Genomic DNA, 22472 nt, shown 5'->3' with positions numbered 1-22472 from the left:
TGGTTTTTTTGGTGTGGGCAGGGTCAAGGTTGCGGAAAACGTGCCTTGCGCTCCAGATCGTCCAGATCAATGTGGTTGCGCATGTACTGCTGACTGGCGTCGACCAGTGGCTGGTGATCCCAACTCTTCAGCTTGCCGGTTGCCAGCGATTTGGCCACGAAGCGCCTTCTGCGCTGGCTGGCGAGCACCTGTTGGTGTATCGCCGGGATGTCCCACTTGGCCCGAGCTTCGGCCAGGAAGTCAGTGAACAGCTTTTCATGGGCGGGTGACTGGCTCAGGTCCTTCTGCTCTTTCGGGTCCTTCTTCACATCGAACAGCAGGCACGGGTCCTGCTCCGAATAGATAAATTTGTACGCGCCACGACGGATCATCATCAGCGGGCTGGTGGTGCCTTCGGCCATGTACTCGCCGAAGACCTCATCGTGTCCGCCCTTGCGTTTCAAATGCGGCATCAGCGAGCGTCCGTCCAATGGCAAACCGGCGTCCAGTTTGCCTTTGGCCATTTCCACGAAGGTCGGCAGCAAGTCGGCAGTCGACACCGACGCACTGACTCTTCCCGGTTTGAACTGGCCCGGCGCGTACACCACCAGCGGTACGCGCGCGGCCATTTCGAACCAGTGCATTTTGTACCAGAGACCCTTTTCGCCCAGCATGTCGCCGTGATCGCCGGAGAACACCACGATGGTGTCTTCCGCCAACCCGACTTCATCGAGCGTCTGCATCAGCTTGCCGACGTTGAGGTCAATGTAGCTGCACGCACCGAAGTAGGCGCGACGTGCATCACGAATCTTGTCGGTCGGCATGGGCTTGTCCCACAGGTCATAGACCTTGAGCAGCCGTTGCGAATGCGGGTCCAGCGCGGCCTGATTGGCGTGCGGCGTGGGCATCGGTATTTCGTCGTCGGCGTACAGGTCCCAGAACGGCAGAGGGATGGTGTACGGGTCATGAGGGTGAGTCATGGAAACGGTCAGGCAGAACGGCGCATCCCCGTCCTGGCGCACATGGTCATAAAGGTATTGCTGGGACTTGAACAGCACCTCTTCATCGAAGTCCAGCTGGTTGGTGCGAATGCACGGACCGGCCTGCAACACCGAAGACATGTTGTGATACCAGCTTGGCCGCACGTCCGGCTCGTCCCAGTTGACCGACCAGCCGTAATCGGCCGGGTAGATGTCACTGGTCAGGCGTTCTTCGTAGCCGTGCAGTTGATCCGGTCCGCAGAAATGCATCTTGCCTGCCAGGGCGGTCTTGTAACCCAGCGCACGCAGGTAGTGGGCATAAGTCGGAATATCGGCCGGGAAGTCGGCTGCGTTGTCGTACGCACCGATCCTGCTCGGCAACTGGCCGCTGACCAGGGTAAAGCGCGACGGTGCGCATAGCGGGCTGTTGCAATACGCCGAGTCGAACACTACGCCGTTGGCAGCCATGCGGCTCAGGTTCGGCATCAGAATCGGGGACCGGGCGTAAAACGGCAACATTGGCGCGGCCATTTGATCGGCCATGATGAACAGAATATTTTTGCGCTTCATGTAATCGCTGCGTCCCATTGTGAAAAGTTATGCGAAAGTGCCGGGTATGAGAATGAAGTCCATAAGTTTCAGGGTAAAGCCCATACACAGCAATGCCTAGGATAAGCCCAGCTAATGTTTGAATCTTTCGGTGACGTGTCACTCGACCTGCTGCGTGCATTTGAGGTCGCGGCGCGCCTGCGTAGCTTCACCGCGGCAGCCCTCGAACTGGGCACGACACAGCCCGCTGTCAGCCAGCAGATCAAGCGCCTTGAAGAGCAACTCGCTACCCGTCTGTTCGACCGCATCTACCGTGGCATCGAATTGACCGACGCCGGTGAAGTGTTGTTCAGCCATGTGCAGGCCGGGCTGCAATCCATCGACAGCGGATTGATAGCGATCACCGAACACCATCAGCACGAAGTGCTTCAAGTGGCGACCGACTTCGCTTTTGCCGCCTACTGGCTGATGCCGCGTCTGCACCGTTTCCACAAGGTCAACCCGGACGTGGACGTCAGCCTGGTCACCAGCGAGCGTACCCACAGCATGTTACGCGCCGACATCGACGTTGCCGTGCTGTTCGGTGACGGGCGCTTCAAACAGGGCGAAAGCCACTGGCTGTTCAGCGAAGAGGTCTTCCCGGTGTGCAGCCCGCAATTGCTCGCCGGGCGCCAGACGCCGCTGCCCAACGACGCGCTGCGCGACTTTCCACTCCTGCACCTGCGTGGCGAAAGCATCAACAACTGGTTCGACTGGGCGGGCGTATTCCGCGCGCTGGACATCCCCCAGGCCCCCGCGCCCGGCCAGTTGCGCTTCGACAACTACACCCTGCTGATCCAGGCGGCCATCGGCGGACAAGGCATCGCCATCGGCTGGCGTCACCTGGTCGACGACCTCATCGATCAGGGCCTGCTCTGCCGCCCTATCGCCGGCGCGGCGATTTCCGGTCAGGGCTATTACGTGGTCCTGCCCCAGCGCAAACGCCGCGTGCAGATCGTTCAGCAGTTCGTAGACTGGCTGGCCAGCGAGCAGGCGTTGAGCGGGGTTTCGCTGGCGGGTAGGCCATTGCCGTCGATTGCGGTGTAATATTGCCGCGCTGAAAAGTGACCACTCGGTCCATCACCGCGCGCATATCAACAAAATGGTCACGCATACGCTTCAACCTCATGAGCTGCCTGCCATGGGCGATTGAACCGAATGCTGAAAGACCAGAACAGAGGATCACCAGAAATGCCGGATCTACTCATCGACGGTAAGACACTTCACTATTCCGACCAGGGCACGGGCCCGGTGGTATTGCTCGGTCACAGCTATCTCTGGGACAAGGCGATGTGGAGTGCGCAGATTGATACCCTGGCCAGCCAGTATCGGGTGATCGTGCCGGATCTGTGGGGTCATGGCGATTCCAGCGGGTTTCCTGAGGGCACTCGCAATCTCGATGACCTGGCGCGGCATGCGCTGGCGCTGCTGGATCATTTGAATATCGAGCGTTGCAGCATCGTCGGGCTGTCGGTCGGCGGTATGTGGGGCGCAATCGCTGCACTGCTCGCGCCAGAGCGCATCACCGGGCTGGTGCTGATGGACACCTATCTGGGCAAAGAGACCGAGGCCAAGAAAGCCTACTATTTCTCGTTGCTCGACAAGCTGGAAGAGGTCGGGAGCTTTCCTGAGCCGCTGCTGGATATCGTCGTACCGATCTTCTTCCGTCCCGGCATTGATCCGCATTCGCCTGTGTACACGTCGTTTCGTGCAGCGCTTGCTGGTATGAATGCCGAGCAGTTGCGTCAGTCCGTGGTACCGCTGGGAAGAATGATTTTCGGTCGTGATGACCGGCTCGGGTTGATCGAACAGCTGAATGCCGACACCACGCTGGTGATGTGTGGTGATGCAGACATTCCGCGCCCGCCTGAGGAAACGCGTGAGATGGCGAACCTGATCGGCTGCCCTTACGTGCTGGTGCCTGAGGCGGGGCATATCGCCAATCTGGAAAATCCCGCGTTCGTATCGGATGCGCTGATGACGTTTCTGGCGCGGGTTAACCAGAAGCAGGGTTGAGCTGAGCCGCGCCTTCAGGGACGGATGCACCCCATCAATTCAACACGCCATCCAGAATCGCGTACACAATCCCCGAACCCACGGCGATCAGCACGACGTCGGTGCCCAAGCGGCGCCATTCGTAGCCGTCATACTGTGGCAGGTATTGCAGCGAGCGGCTGTCCAGGCGCTTGCCGTAACCAGGTGGCAATGGACGGCCCTTGGCGATGTGTACGCCCGGCGGCAGTGGCTGGCCCCGGCCGATGACGTCGCGGTGTTGCTGGAAAGTCTCGCGTACCGGGCCGAAATCCTGCGGTGGGCGGTTGCCGCCGCGGTTGTCCTGATGCGCCTGTCTGCCTGGTTGGCTGGCCGGGCCTTTGTCGGGACCCCTGCCATTGTCATTGCCCGGTCCACGGTCATTGCCGCGCTGGTTAGGCCCGCCGTCGTTCGGCGGTCCTGGCTGTTGGGCACCACGGTTGTCGTCCGGGCCATCACCGCGCTGATCAGGTGGTGCAGCTTGCAGCAGCGGACTGGCGCTGATCATCAAGATACCCAGTCCGGTGATAAAACGGTTTGCCAGTTTCATGGTGCTTCCTCGGCTTCACGCGATGCAGCAAAAAGGGGTTCATGACCTTGGTCATGAACCCCTTATGTCTTGCTACATAGAGCCGCCGCTCAGGCTTTGATTCCTCTGTATCAGAAACTTTACCCTCAGCGACGAGCGCTACGTACGCCCTCGGCCAGTGCCGCGCACAGCGTCAGTACGCCGTCGATGGCGTGCTCCGGCGACTCGGCGCTGGCGATCTTGTCGACGAAGGCCGAGCCCACGACCACGCCGTCAGCCAGACGCGCAATCGCCGCGGCCTGCTCGGGTGTGCGGATACCGAAACCGACGCTGATCGGCAGATCGGTGTGGCGGCGCAAGCGAGCGATGGCCTCAGTGACGTGCTCGGTGGTGGCCGAGCCAGCACCGGTCACACCGGCAACCGACACGTAGTAGACGAATCCGGAGCTGCGCTCCAGCACACGCGGCAGACGCGCATCGTCGGTGGTGGGGGTGGTAAGACGGATGAAGTCGATGCCGGACGCCTGTGCAGGTGTCGCCAGCTCGGCGTCGTGCTCGGGTGGCAGGTCAACGATGATCAGACCGTCAACGCCTGCTTTTTTTGCCTGCGCCACGAAGGCTTCGACGCCAAAGCGGTGGATCGGGTTGTAGTAACCCATCAGCACAATCGGCGTAGTCTGATCGTCGACACGGAACTCGCGGACCATCTGCAGAGTTTTCTGCAAGGTCTGGCCAGCGTCCAGAGCACGCAGGGTCGCCAGCTGAATCGCCACACCGTCGGCCATCGGATCGGTGAACGGCATGCCTAGCTCGATCACGTCAGCACCCGCAGCAGGCAGGCCTTTCAGGACTTTAAGCGACGTGTCGTAGCCAGGGTCACCGGCAGTGATGAAGGTGACCAGCGCCGCACGACCTTCAGTCTTAAGCTGGGCGAAACGATGTTCTAGACGGCTCATACCAGCTGCTCCTGAGTGTGTTCGGCGGCGGCCATGTGGTTCATGACGGTTTGCATGTCTTTGTCACCGCGCCCGGACAGGCACACGACCATCAGGTGATCGTCGCGCAGGTTGGTCGCGCGCTTCATGGCTTCGGCCAGGGCGTGAGCGGTTTCCAGCGCCGGGATAATGCCTTCGAGCAGGCAGCACTGATGGAAAGCATCCAGCGCTTCATCATCGGTGATGCTGACGTATTCGACGCGCTTCACTTCGTGCAGGAATGCGTGTTCCGGGCCGATGCCCGGGTAGTCCAGGCCGGCAGAGATCGAGTGCGCATCGGTGATTTGTCCGTCGCCGTCCTGCAGCAGGTAGGTACGGTTGCCGTGCAGCACGCCCGGTACGCCGCCGTTCAGGCTGGCCGCGTGCTTGTCGGTGCTGACGCCGTGACCGCCCGCTTCAACGCCGATGATTTCCACGCTGGCGTCATCCAGGAACGGATGGAACAGGCCCATGGCGTTGGAACCGCCACCGACACAGGCGACCAGGCTGTCCGGCAGACGACCTTCCTTCTCCAGCATCTGCTCTTTGGTTTCCTTGCCGATGATGGCCTGGAAATCACGGACCATCGCCGGGTAAGGGTGCGGGCCTGCCACGGTGCCGATCAGGTAGAAGGTGTCTTCAACGTTGGTCACCCAGTCACGCAGCGCTTCGTTCATCGCATCTTTCAGGGTGCCGGTGCCGGAAGTGACCGGAACGATTTCAGCGCCCAGCAGCCTCATGCGGAACACGTTGGCCTGCTGACGCTCGATGTCGGTAGCACCCATGTAGATCACACAAGGCAGGCCGAAACGTGCAGCAACCGTAGCAGTGGCAACGCCGTGCATGCCGGCGCCGGTTTCTGCGATCAGGCGTTTTTTGCCCATGCGCTTGGCCAGCAGCACCTGGCCGATGCAGTTGTTGATCTTGTGCGCGCCGGTGTGATTGAGCTCTTCGCGCTTGAAGTAGATCTTCGCGCCGCCGCAGAACTCGGTCAGGCGCTCGGCGAAGTACAGCGGGTTCGGACGGCCCACGTAATCGCGCTGAAAGTAGGCCATTTCTTTGATGAATTCCGGGTCGACCTTGGCGGCTTCGTACTCGCGGTTGAGGTCGAGCACCAGCGGCATCAGGGTTTCAGCCACGTAGCGGCCGCCGAATGAGCCGAACAGGCCGTTGGCGTCGGGGCCGCTGCGGAAATTGGTCTGGGTCATGAAGTGCTCCAGTTGCAGTATTGGGCGAATAGGTTGAGCCGTATTGGCAATGGGTCCACTTTAACCAGCGCAAGGCCGGATGAAAACCGATAAGATCGCTGCAACCTGTCAGGAAAACTCACAGATCATGAGCCGCGACCTCCCTCCCCTCAATGCATTGCGCGCCTTTGAAAGCACTGCCCGGCTTGGCAGTGTCAGTCAGGCCGCTGAACAGCTGAACGTGACGCATGGCGCTGTCAGTCGCCAATTGAAGTTGCTCGAAGAGCATTTGGGTGTAAGCCTGTTCAGCAAGGAAGGACGAGGCTTGAAACTCACAGATGCAGGTATTCGTCTACGCGATGTCAGCGGCGATGCGTTCGATCGGTTGCGCGGCGTATGTGCAGAGCTGAGCAAGGGCAGCGCAGATGCACCGTTCGTGCTGGGGTGCTCGGGCAGCCTGCTGGCGCGCTGGTTTATCCCGCGCTTGAGCCGCCTGAATGCCGAGCTGCCGGACCTGCGTCTGCACTTGTCGGCAGGCGAAGGTGATCTTGACCCGCGTCGGCCAGGGCTTGATGCCCTGTTGATCTTTGCCGAGCCGCCGTGGCCGGCAGACATGCAGGTATTCGAACTGGCAAGCGAGCGGATCGGACCGGTGTTGAGCCCACGCTTCGCGCGATTCGAGCGGCTGTGCGATGCACCTGTCGAGGCGCTGCTGGGAGAATCATTGCTGCAAACCACATCGCGTCCGCAGGCGTGGCCAAGCTGGGCGCAGCAGAACGGTATCGACCCGCAGTCATTGCGTTACGGGCAGGGTTTCGAGCATTTGTATTATTTGCTGGAGGCGGCCGTGGCGGGCCTTGGCATCGCGATTGCGCCGGAACCTCTGGTCATCGATGACCTGAAGGCCGGTCGCCTGGCTGCGCCTTGGGGGTTCAGTGAAACCCCGGCGCAGCTGGCGCTTTGGGTACCCAGACGTGCGGCCGATGGACGGGCGCAGCAGCTTGCTCAATGGTTGAAAAATGAGCTGAAGCGGTCCGGGGAACCGATCAGAAACTGATCAGTTACCGCGCTTGAACAGCATGTAGGCAGCGATCAGGCCGATGGCACCTACCGCAACGCCGGCGGTGGTCCAAGGATGTTCCTGAGCGTAGTCACGAGTTGCCAGTGCGTTTTCGCGGGTTTTCTCTTTGACGTCTTCGTAGACATCGCTGAGCAGGCTGCGCGAATGGCTCAGCGCGCTTTCAGCGTTGGCTTTCAGATTCTTCAGAGTCTTGCGCGACTCGTCGGTAGCATCGGCTTTCAGGCCCTCAAGGGACTTCAGGAGGCTCTCGATTTCAGCTTCCATACTCTGCAACGAGGCTTTGCGAAGTGACGTAGTAGCCATGGTGTTTCTCCTGCAATGATGAGTGAGCGTGTTGTTTCGGACTCCGGGCTTTTTGGAAAGTGCGATGGGATTTTTGCAAAGGTCTGAACTTTTGCGCGCCTTCTCCTGACAGAAGCAGGGAGCGCGCTCTATATCGCGTCTTTTTCAGACCTCAGGAGAACTGCCATGTCGGATCATCACACGTACAAGAAAGTTGAAATCGTAGGCTCTTCCACGACCACCATCGAAGACGCCATCAACAATGCCCTGGCCGAAGCCAGCAAAAGCCTCGACCTGATGGAATGGTTCGAAGTGACTGAAACCCGCGGCCATATCGAAAACGGCAAAGTCGCGCACTTCCAGGTGACGTTGAAAGTGGGCTTCCGCATCACCAACAGCTGAGGGTGATCTGAACCTTTCGGCTGGCCGATTGCCATAACTTGCGCTACACGCAGATGTGGCCACGCGTTCGCTGTGTGAGCGTGGGGATTTCAATGGGCGCCTGTTCCGATGGCGTCTTCATTTGGCCGGACGAAAGGGATTACCCATGAAGAAGTTTTTGTTGGCTGTAGGCTTGCTGAGCATTGCAGGCACTGCCCTCGCGGCAGGCAAGCCATGTGAAGAGTTGAAAAGTGAACTCGATGCCAGACTCCAGGCGAAGGGCGTAACGTCCTACACGCTGGAAGTGGTCGAGAAAGGCAGCGCAGCCGACAAGCAAGTCGTCGGCACCTGCGAAGGTGGTACCAAGGAAATCGTTTACCAGCGCGGTTGATTGCCAACCGGGCCCGGCTCAGGCCGGTTTGCCCGGTTAATCCCGTTTGCAGGTTTCACGAACAGAATCGCCCCGGACTGTCATCCAGTCCGGGGCGATTCTGTTTGTGGCTGGTTTTTTCCGATTCGGAAAATCGCTTAGCCGTGTGCGACCTGCGCGAGGATCTCGTATGAGCGCAGTCGATCCTCGTGCTCGTACATGTCGCAGGTGAAGATCAACTCATCAGCGTCGGTCTGCTCAAGCAGCACATCCAGCTTGGCGCGGATCTTGTCCGGGCCGCCCACCATCGCCAGCCCGAGGAAGCTTGCTACGGCCTCACGCTCGTGTGGCAACCACAGACCGTCCATCGACTCGACAGGCGGACGCTGCATCAGGCTGTGTCCACGCATCAGCGCCAGAATGCGCTGGTAGACCGAGGTCGCCAGGTATTCGGCATGCTCGTCCGTGTCGGCTGCCGACAGGGGCACGCCGAGCATCACGTAAGGCTTGTCGAGCACTTCCGATGGCTGGAAGTGATTGCGATACACGCGAATCGCCTCGTGCATGTAACGCGGCGCAAAGTGCGAGGCGAAGGCATACGGCAAGCCGCGCATGCCTGCCAGCTGGGCGCTGAACAGGCTCGAGCCGAGCAGCCAGATCGGCACGTTGGTGTTTGAACCGGGTACGGCGATCACTTTTTGATCAGGCGTGCGCGGGCCCAAATATTCCATCAGCTCGGTGACATCATCCGGAAAGTCATCGGCACTGCCGGAGCGCTCGCGGCGCAAGGCACGCGCAGTCATCTGGTCAGAGCCCGGTGCGCGGCCCAGCCCCAAGTCGATGCGGCCGGGATACAGGCTGGCCAGGGTGCCGAACTGCTCGGCAATCACCAGCGGCGCGTGGTTAGGCAGCATGATCCCGCCCGATCCGACACGAATGGTCGATGTGCCGCCTGCCAGGTAGGCGAGCAGCACCGAGGTCGCCGAACTGGCGATGCCGTCCATGTTGTGGTGTTCGGCCACCCAGAAGCGGTTGTAACCGAGCTTTTCGACATGCTGGGCGAGGTTGAGCGAGTTGCGCAGCGATTCGGCGGGCCCTTTGTCGTGGCGCACCGGCACCAGATCAAGGGTGGAAATTTTTACATCTGCCAGACGTTTCATAGGCCGGGGTAGCTCCTCGAATTGTGATGGGCCGGCTGCTGGAGCTGCCCACGATGAAACAGCAGTGCGGGCGCAAGTCCGGCTTTTCAATGGGGCAGTGTAGAAAAACCTACTGAAACGGTAGGTCTTTCCGACGGTTGAACTTTCCAGAGCCGTCTATCCTCAGAATGCTGTAACAGCAACGATCCAAATTCATCCCAAAAGGAGCCACCATGAGTATCGTCAAGAAAGCATCCGCCCACTGGGAAGGTGATCTGAAAACCGGTATCGGCAGCATCTCCACGGAAACCGGCGTGTTGCGCGAAGCACCTTACGGCTTCAAGGCACGTTTTGAAGGCGGCAAAGGCACCAACCCGGAAGAACTGATCGGTGCAGCGCATGCAGGTTGTTTCTCGATGGCACTGTCCATGATTCTGGGCGGTGCAGGCCTGACTGCTGAAAGCATCGATACTCAGGCTGAGGTGTCGCTGGATCAGGTAGAAGGCGGTTTCGCGATCAGCGCTGTGCATTTGACCCTCAAGGCCAAAGTGCCAGGCGCGACCCAAGAGAAGTTCGACGAGTTGACCAAGCAGGCCAAAGAAGGCTGCCCGGTTTCCAAGGTACTGAACGCCAAGATCACCCTGGATGCGACATTGCTGAGCTGATTCACAGCCAGCCTTGCAGGGGCGCCTTGTGCGCTCCTGTATCTGCTGTATAAAGCTGGCTTGCTTCATCGGTCATGCGTTGGTTGACGCATGGTTTGATTATGATCAGGAGTCGAGCATGAAACGTTTTATTCTGGCAGCGACCTGCACCCTGCTGGCAACCAGCGCCCTGGCGGCACCGAAATCCTGCGAAGAACTCAAGGTTGAAATCGAAGCCAAGATCCAGGCCAACAACGTCACGTCCTATACGCTGGAAATCGTGAGCAACGAAGAAGCCACCGATCCAAGCATGATCGTCGGCAGCTGCGACAACGGTACGAAAAAGATCATCTATCAGCTCAACGGACGCTGATCAGATGCAGTGCACCCCGCCCTCTTCTTCCTCCTCGGCCACCACCTTGCGCTCTGCATCGTAAAGCCAGGCATCGACACTGTTCGCCAGTGAGCGTACCTCCAGCACATAGCGCTGCCCGGCAGCGAAGTGGTCGTAACGAACACTGACGTAACAGGTGATCTCGGTGTACTCGTCGCCGATCATCCCCATGCCGCCGGAGCGGTACTCATAGTCATAACGCACCTGCAACTCATGGCTGCCCGGCGTGACTTGAAAGTAGCGCCCGTCATACGTGTTCTTGTCATCGAGCTTGTCGCCCATGATCAACTGGCCGGTGATGGTGCGCATGTCGACCCACGCCATGTCCGGGTTGACGGCAGGCAAGGGACCGGCGCATCCGGCGAGGGTGGCTAGAGTGAATACGGTTATCAGTATCAGAAGACGGTTTGGCACCGAGGTGTACCTCTGTTTAAAAAGGTTTAGTGGCAACCGTTGAGATGACCTGCCGTTGGCCATTCATCCAGTCTGCAGAAACTGCGCAGCGTGTTTCGGTCAAGCGTTGGATAACGGCAAAATCGCTTCTCAGGTTTCGTGAAAAGATTGGCTCATGATGAGCAATTCGATTTCGAAGCAATCGGATTTGTTCGAGATCAGCCGCGATCTTTGCTCGGTGGGCAGATACAGTGAAGCACTTTTCGAGGTTTGGAAAAAAGCGGTACAGATAAGGCGCCCAGATACGGCCTTCAAACCGTTTTGTGAACATTTTTTCCCAAAAGACGAATTTCAACTCCGCGATGACGGCGCCGGTTGTGCCACATTTCTGTCGGGCTCTTGCAAGCTCTTGTTTTGGCTTGAAAACCGGACCTGTAACATTGGGCAAGCTCTGCTCGAAGCCGGGACTCCAAGGCCACTCGGGGCCGTAAACCGAAGCGATTGCGTCTGCAACACCGTTACGAATAATCACCTCGCACAGGTGTAGAGGTGTAAGGAACGCTGCAGAGACGAGGGCGTTCCAGGCATACAAGGTGATGGCCTCATCAAGACCTCGGCCCACAGCGCGCGCTGCGTTTTCATACGTCGAAATCCGGGCAGAGGAAATGGATAATCTGATTGCCTTTGCGACCTCTAAGGCTGACATTGACGACAACTGCAAATCTCCCTATAGTCTTTCCACTTGCCGAGGGCCTAGCTGGCTTATGCCTCCCCCCACGGACAGATGATATAGCAATACCTAAAGCCCACCTGCACGGTGGGTTTTCTGTTTGTGTCTGATGAAAATAGCTTTTTACACGGGCGCACAGCCTGGTACGTTCCAGCTCGTCCGTGGTTTGAGTCTCCATACCCTTCAATCCTCGTAACAGTTGCACATCCCCACTCCCCTCCTGCATAACATCACCATACCCAAGCCACCAAAGCCCTTCCCTTCATGGCCACACTCTCCCTACCACGCCTTCGACACCTGCTAGCGCTGACGGCCGTCACGCTGCTTGCCGGCTGCTCCAGCGTTTCCTATTACGGCCAGTTGGCTCAAGGGCAGTGGCAGTTGCTGCAGGCGCGCGAGCCGGTGGAGAAGATCGTGGCTGACCCGACTCGGGATGCGGGTTTGCGCGAGCATCTGGCCCGGTCGCAGTTGGCGCGCACGTTTGCCAGTGAGCATTTGCATCTGCCGGACAACAAGAGTTACCGCCTGTATGCGGACCTGGGCCGCCCTTATGTGGTGTGGAATGTGTTCGCGACGGATGAGTTCTCGCTGGAGCCGGTCACGCATTGTTTTCCGATTGCAGGGTGTGTCGCGTATCGCGGTTATTACAGCCCTGGCGGGGCGCGTGGTGAGGCGGCGTTGCAGCGCCAGGCGGGGAAGGATGTGTATTTGAGTGGCGTGGAAGCCTATTCGACGCTGGGTTGGTTCAATGATCCGATTCTCAGTTCGATGATGGGCTGGGGTGACGAGCGTCTGGCCACGCTGATTTTTCATGAGTTGGCGCATCAGCGTTTTTATGTGAAGGACGACACCGAGTTCAACGAGTCCTACGCCAGTTTCGTCGAGCAGGAAGGTACGCGGCAATGGCGTGCGGCGCGGGGATTACCGCCGGAGAGTGTTTCGCAGTCGGCGCGGCGTGATCAGTTTACCCGGTTGGTACTTGACACCCGGGAGCGACTCAAGGGGCTTTATCGTCAACCCCTGTCGGCCGAGGTGATGCGCGCGCGCAAGGCTGAAGCATTCGAGCGGATGCGCCGTGATTACCGCACGTTGCGGAATGAGCAGTGGGCTGGCGACAAGCGTTTCGATGCCTGGATCAACAGCCCGATGAACAACGCCAAACTGCTGCCTTTTGGTCTTTACGATCAATGGGTGCCAGCGTTCGAGACGTTGTTCAGGCAGGTGAATGGCGACTGGCAGGCGTTTTATCACGCTGTGGAAAAGTTGGGCGCGATGCCGGTCGAGGCGCGCAAGGCGGCGCTGCGGGCGTTGATGCCTTGAAGCTCCTGTGGGAGCGAGCTTGCTCGCGAAGAGGTCGGTACAGCGCCCACACAAAGGGCGTTTGAACCGCGGTCTTCGCGAACAAGCGAAGCGTCTCCCCGGCTCGCTCCTACGGCCTTCGGCCAGAATTGAAGGCCGACTGAGTGCAGAGCGCAGTATTAATGACGGGCCTCAACCCTCATCAAACCCCTCAGCCAGGTGCTGATCCTTGAGCTTCACGTAATTAGTCGCGCTGTACGGGAAGAAGGCGATTTCCTTTTCGGTGAGTGCGCGCACCTGTTTGACCGGGCGACCGACGTACAAAAAGCCGCTTTCCAACACTTTGCCCGGCGGCACCAGGCTGCCTGCGCCTATGATCACTTCGTCTTCGACAACCGCGCCATCCATGATGGTGGTGCCCATGCCGACCAGGATGCGGTTGCCGATTGTGCAGCCGTGCAGCATGGCCTTATGACCGATGGTCACTTCATCGCCGATCAGCAGTGGAAAACCGTCCGGGTTGAAGGGGCCGGCGTGGGTGATGTGCAGCACGCTGCCGTCCTGCACGCTGGTGCGAGCGCCGATGCGGATGCGGTGCATGTCGCCGCGTACCACGGTCAGCGGCCAGACGGAGCTGTCGGCGCCGATTTCGACGTCACCGATAACCACCGCTGAATGATCGACAAAGGCCCGTTCGCCGAGGGCTGGGGTGTGCTCCTGAAACTTGCGAATGGCCACGATAGGCTCCTTCTTTGGCAGTGATAGGCGTGTAGAGCGGGTTTGGTTGCTGCGGTCGGCGTCGATTGTAATTAAGATGGCTGAGTGTTTCTTCAAGGCAAGGTGCAAAACCGTGAGCGCGAACAACCCTCTTCTGCAATCGTACGACCTGCCACCCTTTTCGGCGATTCGTGCCGAGCATGTCAAACCTGCTATCGAACAGATCCTGGCGGATAACCGTGCCGCGATTGCCGACATCCTCGCCAAACAGGGTTCGACACCGACCTGGGCCGGGCTGGTGCTGACCATGGACGAGCTGAACGACCGCTTGGGCGCTGCCTGGAGCCCCGTCAGCCACCTCAATGCCGTGTGCAACAGCGCCGAGCTGCGCGAAGCGTATGAATCGTGCCTGCCGGCCTTGAGCGCCTACTCCACCGAGATGGGCCAGAACCGCGTACTGTTCCAGGCCTATGAAGCTCTGGCCAATGGCCCGGAAGCCGCCGGTTTCGACGTTGGCCAGAAGACCATTCTGGAGCAGTCACTGCGTGACTTCCGCCTGTCCGGTATCGATCTGCCGCCAGAGCAGCAGAAGCGTTACGCCGAAGTGCAGAGCAAACTGTCAGAGCTGGGCAGCCAGTTTTCCAACCAGCTGCTCGATGCCACTCAGGCCTGGACCAAGCTGGTCGCCGATGAGTCCGCCCTCGCCGGCCTGACCGATTCTGCCAAACAGCAGATGGCCGCCGCCGCCAAGGCCAAGGATCTGGAAGGCTATCTGATCACGCTGGAATTCCCGAGCTACTACGCGGTGATGACCTACGCCGAAGACCGCGCACTGCGCGAAGAAGTCTATGCGGCGTACGCCACCCGCGCGTCGGATCAAGGTCCGAACGCGGGCAAGAACGACAACACGCCGGTCATGGAGCAGATCCTTGACCTGCGTCAGGAACTCGCGCAATTGCTCGGCTATGCCAACTACGCCGAGTTGAGCCTGGCGACCAAGATGGCCGAGTCCAGCGACCAAGTGCTGAGCTTCCTGCGTGACCTGGCCAAGCGCAGCAAGCCGTTTGCTGCCCAGGATCTGGAGCAGCTCAAGGCTTATGCCGCCGAACAGGGCTGCCCGGATCTGCAAAGCTGGGACAGCGGTTTCTATGGGGAGAAGCTGCGCGAGCAGCGATACAGCGTTTCCCAGGAAATCCTGCGTGCCTACTTCCCTGTCGATAAGGTGCTCGGCGGTCTGTTCACCATCGTTCAGCGCCTGTACGGCATCGAGATTGCCGAGCAGAAAGGCTTCGACGCCTGGCATCCGGATGTTCGTCTGTTCGAGATCAAGGAAAACGGCCAGCACGTCGGGCGCTTCTTCTTCGATTTGTACGCCCGCGCCAACAAGCGTGGTGGTGCCTGGATGGACGGCGCGCGTGACCGTCGCCGTACGGCGCAAGGCACGTTGCAGAGCCCGGTGGCCAATCTGGTGTGCAACTTCACGCCTGCTGTTGCCGGCAAGCCTGCGCTGCTGACCCACGACGAAGTGACCACGCTGTTCCACGAATTCGGTCACGGCCTGCATCACCTGCTGACCCGCGTCGAGCATGCCGGGGTATCCGGTATCAATGGCGTGGCCTGGGACGCCGTCGAGCTGCCGAGCCAGTTCATGGAAAACTGGTGCTGGGAGCCCGAAGGCCTGGCGCTGATTTCCGGTCATTACGAAACCGGCGAGCCCCTGCCGCAGGATCTGCTGGAGAAGATGCTCGCTGCCAAGAACTTTCAGTCCGGCCTGATGATGGTGCGTCAGCTGGAGTTCTCGATGTTCGATTTCGAGCTGCACGCCACTCACGGTGACGGCCGCAGCGTGCTTGAAGTTCTGGAAGGCGTTCGTGATGAAGTCTCGGTGATGCGTCCGCCTGCCTATAACCGTTTCCCGAACAGCTTCGCGCACATCTTCGCAGGCGGTTACGCAGCCGGTTATTACAGCTACAAGTGGGCTGAAGTGCTGTCCGCCGATGCGTTCTCGAAGTTCGAGGAAGATGGCGTGCTCAACGCTGAAACCGGACGCGCCTTCCGCGAAGCCATTCTGGCGCGTGGCGGTTCGCAGGCACCGATGGTGCTGTTCGTCGACTTCCGCGGACGCGAGCCGTCGATTGACGCATTGTTGCGTCACAGTGGCTTGAGTGAGGACGCGGCAGCATGACCGATACACCGGTAGTCATTACCAAGAAACGCTTTATCGCCGGGGCGGTTTGCCCGGCGTGCAGCGAGCCTGACAAACTGATGATGTGGAACGAAAACGACGTGCCGCATCGCGAGTGCGTGAGTTGCGGCTACAGCGATACGCTCAACGAGCAGGGTATTTCGATACCGAAGGAGTTGGGTACGCGGGTCAACAAGGCGGTGGTCAAACCTGCTGATCCGAAGGTCCAGGGCGTGCAGTTCTTTCCGAATCCGAAGTTGAAGAAGCCGGTTGATTTGGATTGATTCGAAATTCATGGCACTCAAAAGACGCTCTTTCCGAGCGTCTTTTTGATAAAGCTACCGAGTCAATTCGTAAGTAAAAGAAATGTTTTTGCCAACTGACTCATCAACTCTTTATCTTCCTCGTCATGCTCTCCGTCCCCGTCGGCATCGATTTTGCCCGAGACATTATTATAACTTCCGTCTTTATTCGGATCACTCACATAGGCTACGTAATCTAGGTCTCCATTTTTATAGATTTCAACAACCACTTCAAGAGTACCATCGCCCTTGGTATATTTTCCGTCAGAATCGCGGATCTTAAAGTCTTCTGCCGAAAGCTTGATTTCTCTGGTGCTCATGGTTCGATCCTCACTTGATAAGTTGATTGCTAAATAACTTATTAGTTTTAATGTTGACGTGAACAATGCTGGATTGACTTTGCTTTACCAATCCGCCAGTTCAGCGATCTTCTTCCTGAACGCCAACGCCAAAACCTGCAGCATTGCCTCGTCCCTGCCCAATTCGCCTTCAACTATTTTGTATCGGCCCTGAGGGTAAAGTTTTATCAGAACATGCTCTTGCAGTTCATCGTCCTCATAAAACTCAATGGCTATTACAGGATGGTTATGTCGCGCTGTATCTTCCGCCCACAACCGAATCTCGTACTTGGCCATCACCCACCTCGTTCTCAGGTAAATGCGCCAGTACCCGATAGCCGAGTTGGCGTTTCGCTACACTAGGCCTGAAGAAAAAGGGCGTCTACTGGCAGAAGTAACAGGTGGTTTTTTGTACAGGGCGGAAAGTTAAGACGCAGAATCGCAACAACGCTGCGGGGGAAGCAGGGACAAGTGGCGAGTACCACTTGTCCCTGGCAGGCAAACGTCAGTCTGCCGTCTGCAGCCTGCGCTTCTCGGCCAGACGACTTCTGCCGTACAGCGCTGCAATGGCGATCAGGGCGATCGCCTGTGCGCCGAGCGAGTACAGGTCGGCGTGAATGCCCAGCCAGTCGAACTCGAAGAACGGCACCGGCCGTGTGCCGAATATGCCCGCCTCCTGCAGCGCCTTGACGCCGTGACCGGCAAACACCACTGACAGTGCGCAGAGTAGTGCAGCGTTGATGCCGAAGAACAGCGACAGCGGCAGCTTCGCCGAACCGCGCAGGATGACCCACGCCAGGCCCACGAGCAGCACCAGCGCCGTGGCGCCGCCCGCCAGCACGGCATCGTGTCCGGCAGGGCCTGCCTGCAGCCACAGGGTTTCGTAGAACAGGATGACTTCGAACAGTTCGCGGTAGACCGAGAAGAACGCCAGCAGCGCGAAGCCGAAACGACCGCCGCCGCCGACCAGGCTGCTTTTGACGTAGTCCTGCCACGCAGCAGCGTGACGACGGTCGTGCATCCACACCCCGAGCCAAAGCACCATCACACTGGCGAACAGCGCGGTGGCACCTTCCAGCAATTCACGTTGCGCGCCGCTGACGTCGATGACATACGCCGCGAGCGCCCAGGTGGCCAGCCCGGCCAGCAGCGCCAGGCCCCAGCCGATGTTGACGCTGCGTACGGCAGACTGCTGGCCGGTGTTGCGCAGAAACGCCAGAATCGCCGCCAGTACCAGAATCGCTTCAAGCCCTTCACGCAGCAGGATCAGCAGGCCCGAAATATAGCTCAGCGACAGGCTTAGCCCATCGCTGCCTAGCAGATCCGCTGATTCCTTGAGCTTGCCTTTGGCTGCTTCCAGCTTCTGCGCAACCTGAGGTAGCGGCATGCTGTCCTGCAAGGACTGCCGGTAAGCCATCAGGCTCTTTTCAGTATCTTTGCGCACATTGGCGTCGACGTTATCCAGCGAGCTTTCGACCAGCTCGAAACCCTCCAGATATGCCGCGACCGACAAATCATAGGCCTGCTCGCGATCACCAGCCTTGTAGGCTGCCAGGCTCTTGTCCAGCGTTACACTGGTGTAATCCAGCAGTTGCGCCGGGCCGCGCTGCACCTGAGGTGGCTGAGCGCGTTGGGCCCGGAAGGTGGCGGTAGCGTCCGGACCTTCGGCAGCCTGGACTTCGGCCGGCGTCTGGCGAGCCAGATCGGCGAGGTTGAAGGTCTTGGCTGGCTGGGCGACAGGTTGTGCGCTGAAGCTGGCGATATAGGTCGCGATGTCCCAGCGCTGGCGATCGTCCAGCTGGTCGGCGAACGCGGGCATATCGGTGCCGGCAATCCCCAATCCGGTCGCGTTGTAGAGATCGTAAAGACTCAGGCGATCCAGCCGCGCGGTATCCCGCAGGTTCGAGGGGGGTGGTTCCAGGCCGATGCCTGCCGGTCCATCCCCTGCACCGCTGTCGCCATGGCACACCGAACAATGCTGAGCGTACAGGGGCGCGCCACGGGCGGGGTCCGGCGTAATGGCCGGGGCCTGACTGACCTCATAGGCAAGCGCGAGCTTCGCACTCAACTGCCGCGCCTGACGCGTGACCTGCACAGCGTCCTGTCGACCTGCCACAGCGCTTTTCAACTGGGTTACCGCCTGCTCCAGAGCCTCACGCTCGGCGCGCTGTGGCAAGGCAACGACCAAGCCCTGCAACGCAGTCAGGTTATCGACCTGTTGCTGATATTTGCCGGTGTCCACAACCTTGCCGTCCGCCACGGTCGCCGGATAATCGGCCCCCAGGTAATCGAGCAGATGCAGCGCCTGGGCCGCACCCTCGACCGGGTCGGCCAGCGCAATGCAACTGCCCAACGCCAGGAGCGGCAACAGTAACCAGGCAAGAAAACGAGAATGGACGGGCATTGCAGAATCTCGACGGGAATGCGAAGCGTTGCATTGTTAACGCCGCAACGGTACTACTCAATAGTCGAGGTCCATTTTTGTTACAGAATCTTACGTTCAGCCTTCAGTCGCCCTGAGCAAAGCGGGTGTCTGCTCAGGGCTCGAGACCGACACGTTTCAGGCCGTACCGCGATGCAACGTCGCGAGGAAACCTGCCGCGCCCACGAACAGGCTGGCGAAGGTGCGATTCATGCGACGTTGCTGGCGAGGCGTCTTGAGCAGGCGCAGCACTTTGGAGGCCAGCCCGGTGTAGCCCGCCATCACGATCAGATCGACCACCACCATGGTCGCCGCGATGATCGCGTACTGGATGAGCAGCGGAGCGGCCGTGTCGATGAACTGTGGCAGGATCGCCAGAATGAAGATCAGCGCCTTGGGGTTGCTGATATTCACCAGAAAACCACGCAATACCAGTGTCATCGGTTTGCCCACCGGGCGCACGGCGGATTCATCGGCCAGGTCGGCTGGCAGGGCGCGCCATTGCTTGATGCCGAGATAGACCAGATACGCGACGCCGAACCATTTGATCAGCGTGAACGCCATATCGGAGGCCGCCAGCACTGCACCCAGACCTGCCGCGACAATGGCGATCTGTGCCACCAACGCAATCTGCAAGCCCAGGGCATTCCAGTAGCCACGCCAGAAGCCGTATTGCAGGCCGCAGGACATCGAAGCGATGGCGCCCGCGCCGGGAGACAGACTGATAATCCAGCAGGCCGCAAAAAAGCCCAGCCACGTTTCAAGCGCCATCGTGCACCTCAAGCAAAGTCGAATGCGCAATAAATTAGTGCTTAATGCTTTGCAAGGCTAACGATTTCTAGGGTCTTTACGAAAAGTCGGCGAGCGAAGGTCAGGCAAGGCAAAAACAGGCGAGGAAGCGGAGTCTACGTGTTGTAAATGAGCATTCCGAGCCTGTTTTTAACGCAGCATCACCGAGCGCAGCCACTTTTCGTACAGACCCTAATCTTGCTCATCCGGCTGCTTTGCAACCACCATCTGCGGAAACAGATCGCTGCCACGCCAGCGGCGCACCGACTTCTGGAAAAACTGGCTGTTGGGCACCTGAACCAGCGTGCCACCGGCCTCTGGCGTCTCGATCAGGGTGGTGAACATCAGATTGATGGCGACCACCCGCCCCTTCACGCCCGGCTTGTCCAGCGTATCGACCAGCTCGACCATGTCACCGATGCGGAACGGGCCGATGGTGAAGATCAGAATGGCGCAGAGCAGGTTCGACAGCACGCTCCACATGGCGAAGAACGCCACCGCCGCAACGGCGACGAAGCCCGACAGTGCCGTCCACAGCACCGTGGCCGACACCCCGAGTCGGCCCAGGACGAGGACAAAGGCGCTGCCCATGATGAACCAGCGCAAGCCGCCGCGAACCGGCACCAGCAATTCTGGCGGCAACGGATAACGCTGGCCCAGACCGGTCAGAAAACCACCGACGATGCGTTGCAGTACGTAACCGGCCAACAGGATCAGCAAAATCTGCGCACCCACCAGCAGCGGTTCAAGCCAGTAAGCGGATACTGGCAAGCCCAACATGTCCATCACTTGCCTGCCTCGCTCACGACAATGCTTCCAGTTCGGCCTGCATTGACTCCAGCAGTTCCAAAGCGTGCATCCAGGCGTCTTCCAGCTCGGATTCACGCACTTTCAGCTTGGCCTGTTCGGCCAGCAGATCGCGCAGCTTGTCCTTGTTGGCCGCCTCGTAGTTGGTGCTGTCGGCCAGTGCTTCTTCGACCTTGGCGAGCTTTTCATTCACCAGTCCGAGATCACGCTCCAGCTTGTCGGCTTCGCGTTTGTGCGGCGCCAGTTGCTGACGCAAGGCCGCTGCCTGCTGACGCTGGGCTTTCTTGTCGGTCTTGTCGGCGTTGACGGGCGTGTTGCTGACCGGCGCGTTGCGCAGCCGGTAATCAGCCAGCCAGCGCGTGTAGTCATCCAGATCGCCGTCGAACTCCTGCACGCGGCCGTCGGCCACCAGCAGGAAGTCATCGGTCGTGCTCTTGAGCAAGTGCCGATCGTGAGACACCACCAGTACCGCGCCACCGAACTCCTGCAAGGCCATGGTCAGCGCCAGGCGCATTTCCAGGTCGAGGTGGTTGGTCGGTTCGTCGAGCAGCAACAGGTTGGGCTTTTCCCAGGCGATCAGCGCCAGCGCCAGACGGGCTTTCTCGCCACCGGAGAAATTCAGCACCGGCTCATCCAGACGCGCGCCACGGAAGTCGAAACCGCCAAGAAAATCGCGCAGCGTCTGTTCACGCTCAGTTGGTGCCAGGCGCTGCAAGTGCAGCAACGGCGTCGCCTTGGCGTCCAGTGAGTCGAGCTGATGCTGGGCAAAGTAGCCCACGGTGAGGTTTTCGCCACGCACCAGCCGACCGCTTTGCGGCTCAAGCTCGCCGGCGAGGTTTTTGATCAGCGTCGACTTGCCTGCGCCGTTCGGACCCAGCAGACCGATGCGTGCGCCCGGCGTGAGTTGCAGCTTGACCTTCTCGAGGATGGTCTTGTCGCCATAACCCAGACGCGCGTCGGACAGGTCCAGCAGAGGGCTGGATATCTTGTCGGACTCACGGAAGACGAAGTTGAACGGTGAGTCGACATGCGCTGCGGACAGCTCTTCCATGCGCTCCAGCGCCTTGATCCGGCTTTGTGCCTGACGGGCCTTGGTGGCCTGAGCCTTGAAGCGCGCAATGTATTTTTCCATGTGCGCACGTTGCACCTGCTGCTTCTCGTAGGCCTGTTGCTGCTGGGCCAGACGTTCGGCACGAGCCCGCTCGAAGGCGCTGTAGCCGCCGCGGTACAAGGTGATCTTGCGCTGCTCGACATGGGCGATGTGATCGACCACGGCATCCAGAAAATCCCGGTCGTGGGAAATCAGCAGCAAGGTGCCGGGGTAACTCTTGAGCCAGTCTTCAAGCCACAGAATGGCGTCGAGGTCCAAGTGGTTGGTCGGTTCGTCGAGCAGCAGCAGGTCCGAGGGGCACATCAATGCCTGCGCCAGGTTCAGGCGCATACGCCAGCCACCGGAGAAACTGCCGACCTGACGCTCCATCTGCTCGTTGGTGAAGCCCAGCCCGGCCAGCAGCTTGCGAGCGCGTGCGTCGGCGGTGTAACCGTCGGCGCTGTCGAGCTCCGAATGCAGACGTGCCTGAGCGGCGCCGTCCTGCGCGGCTTCGGCCTCGGCCAGCGAGCTCTGTACTTCTCGCAGGCGCTCGTCGCCATCGAGCACGTAATCCACGGCCAGGCGTTCGAGTGTGTCGACCTCCTGGCGCATGTGCGCGATACGCCAGTCGGCGGGCAGCAGGCAGTCGCCGGCATCCGGCGTCAGCTCTCCACGCAACAGGGCAAACAGGCTGGATTTACCGGCGCCATTGGCACCGATCAGACCGGCTTTATGGCCGGCGTGCAGAGTCAGCTCGGCGTCTTCTAGCAGACGTTGCGGACCACGCTGTAAGGTAAGGCTTTGAAGTCGAATCATAATGGCGGCGGAGTCTACCAGCTTC

At 59.6% G+C, this 22472-nt stretch carries 25 protein-coding genes; 10 read left to right on the top strand and 15 right to left on the bottom strand.

Features of this window, described 5'->3' with window-relative positions:
- Window positions 1–23: 23 nt before the first annotated feature.
- Window positions 24–1529, bottom strand: a complete 1506-nt coding sequence (gene betC / locus JOE29_RS24540; RefSeq protein WP_024663968.1) for a choline-sulfatase — start codon at window positions 1527–1529, stop codon at window positions 24–26.
- A 114-nt stretch (window positions 1530–1643) separates the two neighbouring features.
- Between betC and JOE29_RS24535 the strand changes: the two genes are divergently transcribed.
- Window positions 1644–2594 carry a LysR family transcriptional regulator gene (locus JOE29_RS24535; protein WP_004408763.1) on the top strand — a complete coding sequence of 317 codons (951 nt, stop codon included), beginning with the start codon at window positions 1644–1646 and terminating at the stop codon, window positions 2592–2594.
- Window positions 2595–2738: 144 nt separating this feature from the next.
- Window positions 2739–3563 carry an alpha/beta fold hydrolase gene (locus tag JOE29_RS24530; RefSeq protein WP_032697454.1) on the top strand — a complete coding sequence of 275 codons (825 nt, stop codon included), beginning with the start codon at window positions 2739–2741 and terminating at the stop codon, window positions 3561–3563.
- Between the two features lie 34 nt (window positions 3564–3597).
- On the opposite strand, the gene JOE29_RS24525 is transcribed toward JOE29_RS24530, so the two are convergent.
- From JOE29_RS24525 to trpB, 3 genes are all read right to left on the bottom strand, one after another.
- Window positions 3598–4128, bottom strand: a complete 531-nt coding sequence (locus JOE29_RS24525; protein WP_044313460.1) for an anti-virulence regulator CigR family protein — start codon at window positions 4126–4128, stop codon at window positions 3598–3600.
- Between the two features lie 125 nt (window positions 4129–4253).
- Window positions 4254–5063, bottom strand: coding sequence for a tryptophan synthase subunit alpha (gene trpA, locus JOE29_RS24520; protein WP_044313461.1), 810 nt, complete (start codon window positions 5061–5063; stop codon window positions 4254–4256).
- Window positions 5060–6289: a tryptophan synthase subunit beta gene (gene trpB, locus JOE29_RS24515; RefSeq protein ID WP_003318458.1), complete on the bottom strand. Its 1230-nt coding sequence runs from the start codon at window positions 6287–6289 to the stop codon at window positions 5060–5062. The genes trpA and trpB overlap by 4 nt, the downstream gene beginning before the upstream one ends.
- A 79-nt stretch (window positions 6290–6368) precedes the next feature.
- On the opposite strand from trpB, the gene JOE29_RS24510 reads away from it, so the two are divergent.
- A complete protein-coding gene (locus JOE29_RS24510) occupies window positions 6369–7325 on the top strand; it encodes a LysR family transcriptional regulator (protein ID WP_044313462.1) in 957 nt (318 codons plus the stop codon).
- On the opposite strand, the gene JOE29_RS24505 is transcribed toward JOE29_RS24510, so the two are convergent.
- Window positions 7326–7652 (bottom strand): DUF883 family protein, encoded by a 327-nt coding sequence (locus JOE29_RS24505; RefSeq protein ID WP_003318456.1) that lies wholly within the window; start codon window positions 7650–7652, stop codon window positions 7326–7328.
- A gap of 165 nt (window positions 7653–7817) precedes the next feature.
- Between JOE29_RS24505 and JOE29_RS24500 the strand changes: the two genes are divergently transcribed.
- Together JOE29_RS24500 and JOE29_RS24495 are read left to right on the top strand one after the other, a co-directional pair.
- On the top strand, window positions 7818–8033 hold the full coding sequence (locus tag JOE29_RS24500) for a dodecin (protein ID WP_003318455.1): 216 nt from the start codon (window positions 7818–7820) through the stop codon (window positions 8031–8033).
- Window positions 8034–8178: 145 nt separating this feature from the next.
- On the top strand, window positions 8179–8403 hold the full coding sequence (locus JOE29_RS24495) for a DUF1161 domain-containing protein (protein WP_003318454.1): 225 nt from the start codon (window positions 8179–8181) through the stop codon (window positions 8401–8403).
- A gap of 137 nt (window positions 8404–8540) precedes the next feature.
- Here the strand turns inward: JOE29_RS24495 and JOE29_RS24490 are convergent, their stop codons facing one another.
- Window positions 8541–9542: an LLM class flavin-dependent oxidoreductase gene (locus tag JOE29_RS24490; RefSeq protein ID WP_024692212.1), complete on the bottom strand. Its 1002-nt coding sequence runs from the start codon at window positions 9540–9542 to the stop codon at window positions 8541–8543.
- Window positions 9543–9754: 212 nt separating this feature from the next.
- Between JOE29_RS24490 and JOE29_RS24485 the strand changes: the two genes are divergently transcribed.
- Together JOE29_RS24485 and JOE29_RS24480 are read left to right on the top strand one after the other, a co-directional pair.
- Complete coding sequence (locus JOE29_RS24485; protein ID WP_003421563.1) at window positions 9755–10186, top strand: OsmC family protein; 432 nt, start codon at window positions 9755–9757, stop codon at window positions 10184–10186.
- A gap of 118 nt (window positions 10187–10304) precedes the next feature.
- Complete coding sequence (locus JOE29_RS24480) at window positions 10305–10538, top strand: DUF1161 domain-containing protein (protein ID WP_210079960.1); 234 nt, start codon at window positions 10305–10307, stop codon at window positions 10536–10538.
- Here JOE29_RS24480 and JOE29_RS24475 read toward each other — a convergent pair whose 3' ends face one another.
- Together JOE29_RS24475 and JOE29_RS24470 are read right to left on the bottom strand one after the other, a co-directional pair.
- On the bottom strand, window positions 10539–10904 hold the full coding sequence (locus JOE29_RS24475) for a hypothetical protein (RefSeq protein ID WP_161806258.1): 366 nt from the start codon (window positions 10902–10904) through the stop codon (window positions 10539–10541).
- An 85-nt stretch (window positions 10905–10989) separates the two neighbouring features.
- Window positions 10990–11658, bottom strand: coding sequence for a hypothetical protein (locus JOE29_RS24470; RefSeq protein WP_210079959.1), 669 nt, complete (start codon window positions 11656–11658; stop codon window positions 10990–10992).
- A gap of 288 nt (window positions 11659–11946) precedes the next feature.
- Here JOE29_RS24470 and JOE29_RS24465 point away from each other — a divergent pair, with 288 nt between their 5' ends.
- Window positions 11947–13002, top strand: coding sequence for an aminopeptidase (locus tag JOE29_RS24465; protein WP_044313465.1), 1056 nt, complete (start codon window positions 11947–11949; stop codon window positions 13000–13002).
- A 171-nt stretch (window positions 13003–13173) separates the two neighbouring features.
- Here the strand turns inward: JOE29_RS24465 and JOE29_RS24460 are convergent, their stop codons facing one another.
- On the bottom strand, window positions 13174–13719 hold the full coding sequence (locus tag JOE29_RS24460) for a gamma carbonic anhydrase family protein (RefSeq protein WP_044313466.1): 546 nt from the start codon (window positions 13717–13719) through the stop codon (window positions 13174–13176).
- Window positions 13720–13831: 112 nt separating this feature from the next.
- On the opposite strand from JOE29_RS24460, the gene prlC reads away from it, so the two are divergent.
- Both prlC and JOE29_RS24450 read left to right on the top strand, forming a co-directional pair.
- A complete protein-coding gene (gene prlC / locus JOE29_RS24455; RefSeq protein WP_348635029.1) occupies window positions 13832–15883 on the top strand; it encodes an oligopeptidase A in 2052 nt (683 codons plus the stop codon).
- On the top strand, window positions 15880–16167 hold the full coding sequence (locus tag JOE29_RS24450) for a YheV family putative zinc ribbon protein (protein WP_044313468.1): 288 nt from the start codon (window positions 15880–15882) through the stop codon (window positions 16165–16167). Before prlC ends, JOE29_RS24450 begins: the two co-directional genes overlap by 4 nt.
- Before the next feature lie 62 nt (window positions 16168–16229).
- Here JOE29_RS24450 and JOE29_RS24445 read toward each other — a convergent pair whose 3' ends face one another.
- From JOE29_RS24445 to JOE29_RS24420, 6 genes are all read right to left on the bottom strand, one after another.
- A complete protein-coding gene (locus tag JOE29_RS24445) occupies window positions 16230–16505 on the bottom strand; it encodes a hypothetical protein (protein ID WP_044313469.1) in 276 nt (91 codons plus the stop codon).
- 84 nt (window positions 16506–16589) lie between these two features.
- A complete protein-coding gene (locus tag JOE29_RS24440; protein WP_044313470.1) occupies window positions 16590–16820 on the bottom strand; it encodes a hypothetical protein in 231 nt (76 codons plus the stop codon).
- 208 nt (window positions 16821–17028) lie between these two features.
- On the bottom strand, window positions 17029–18927 hold the full coding sequence (locus tag JOE29_RS24435; RefSeq protein WP_210079957.1) for a cytochrome c/FTR1 family iron permease: 1899 nt from the start codon (window positions 18925–18927) through the stop codon (window positions 17029–17031).
- Between the two features lie 156 nt (window positions 18928–19083).
- Window positions 19084–19716: a LysE family transporter gene (locus JOE29_RS24430; protein WP_003421569.1), complete on the bottom strand. Its 633-nt coding sequence runs from the start codon at window positions 19714–19716 to the stop codon at window positions 19084–19086.
- Between the two features lie 210 nt (window positions 19717–19926).
- Window positions 19927–20520, bottom strand: coding sequence for a mechanosensitive ion channel family protein (locus JOE29_RS24425; protein WP_210079956.1), 594 nt, complete (start codon window positions 20518–20520; stop codon window positions 19927–19929).
- A 16-nt stretch (window positions 20521–20536) separates the two neighbouring features.
- Window positions 20537–22447 carry an ATP-binding cassette domain-containing protein gene (locus JOE29_RS24420; protein WP_004403512.1) on the bottom strand — a complete coding sequence of 637 codons (1911 nt, stop codon included), beginning with the start codon at window positions 22445–22447 and terminating at the stop codon, window positions 20537–20539.
- Window positions 22448–22472: the final 25 nt, after the last annotated feature.

This window comes from Pseudomonas sp. PvP009 (genome assembly GCF_017832995.1).
Taxonomy (GTDB): Bacteria; Pseudomonadota; Gammaproteobacteria; order Pseudomonadales; family Pseudomonadaceae; genus Aquipseudomonas; species Aquipseudomonas syringae.
This window is presented reverse-complemented; position numbering and strand designations above follow the sequence as displayed.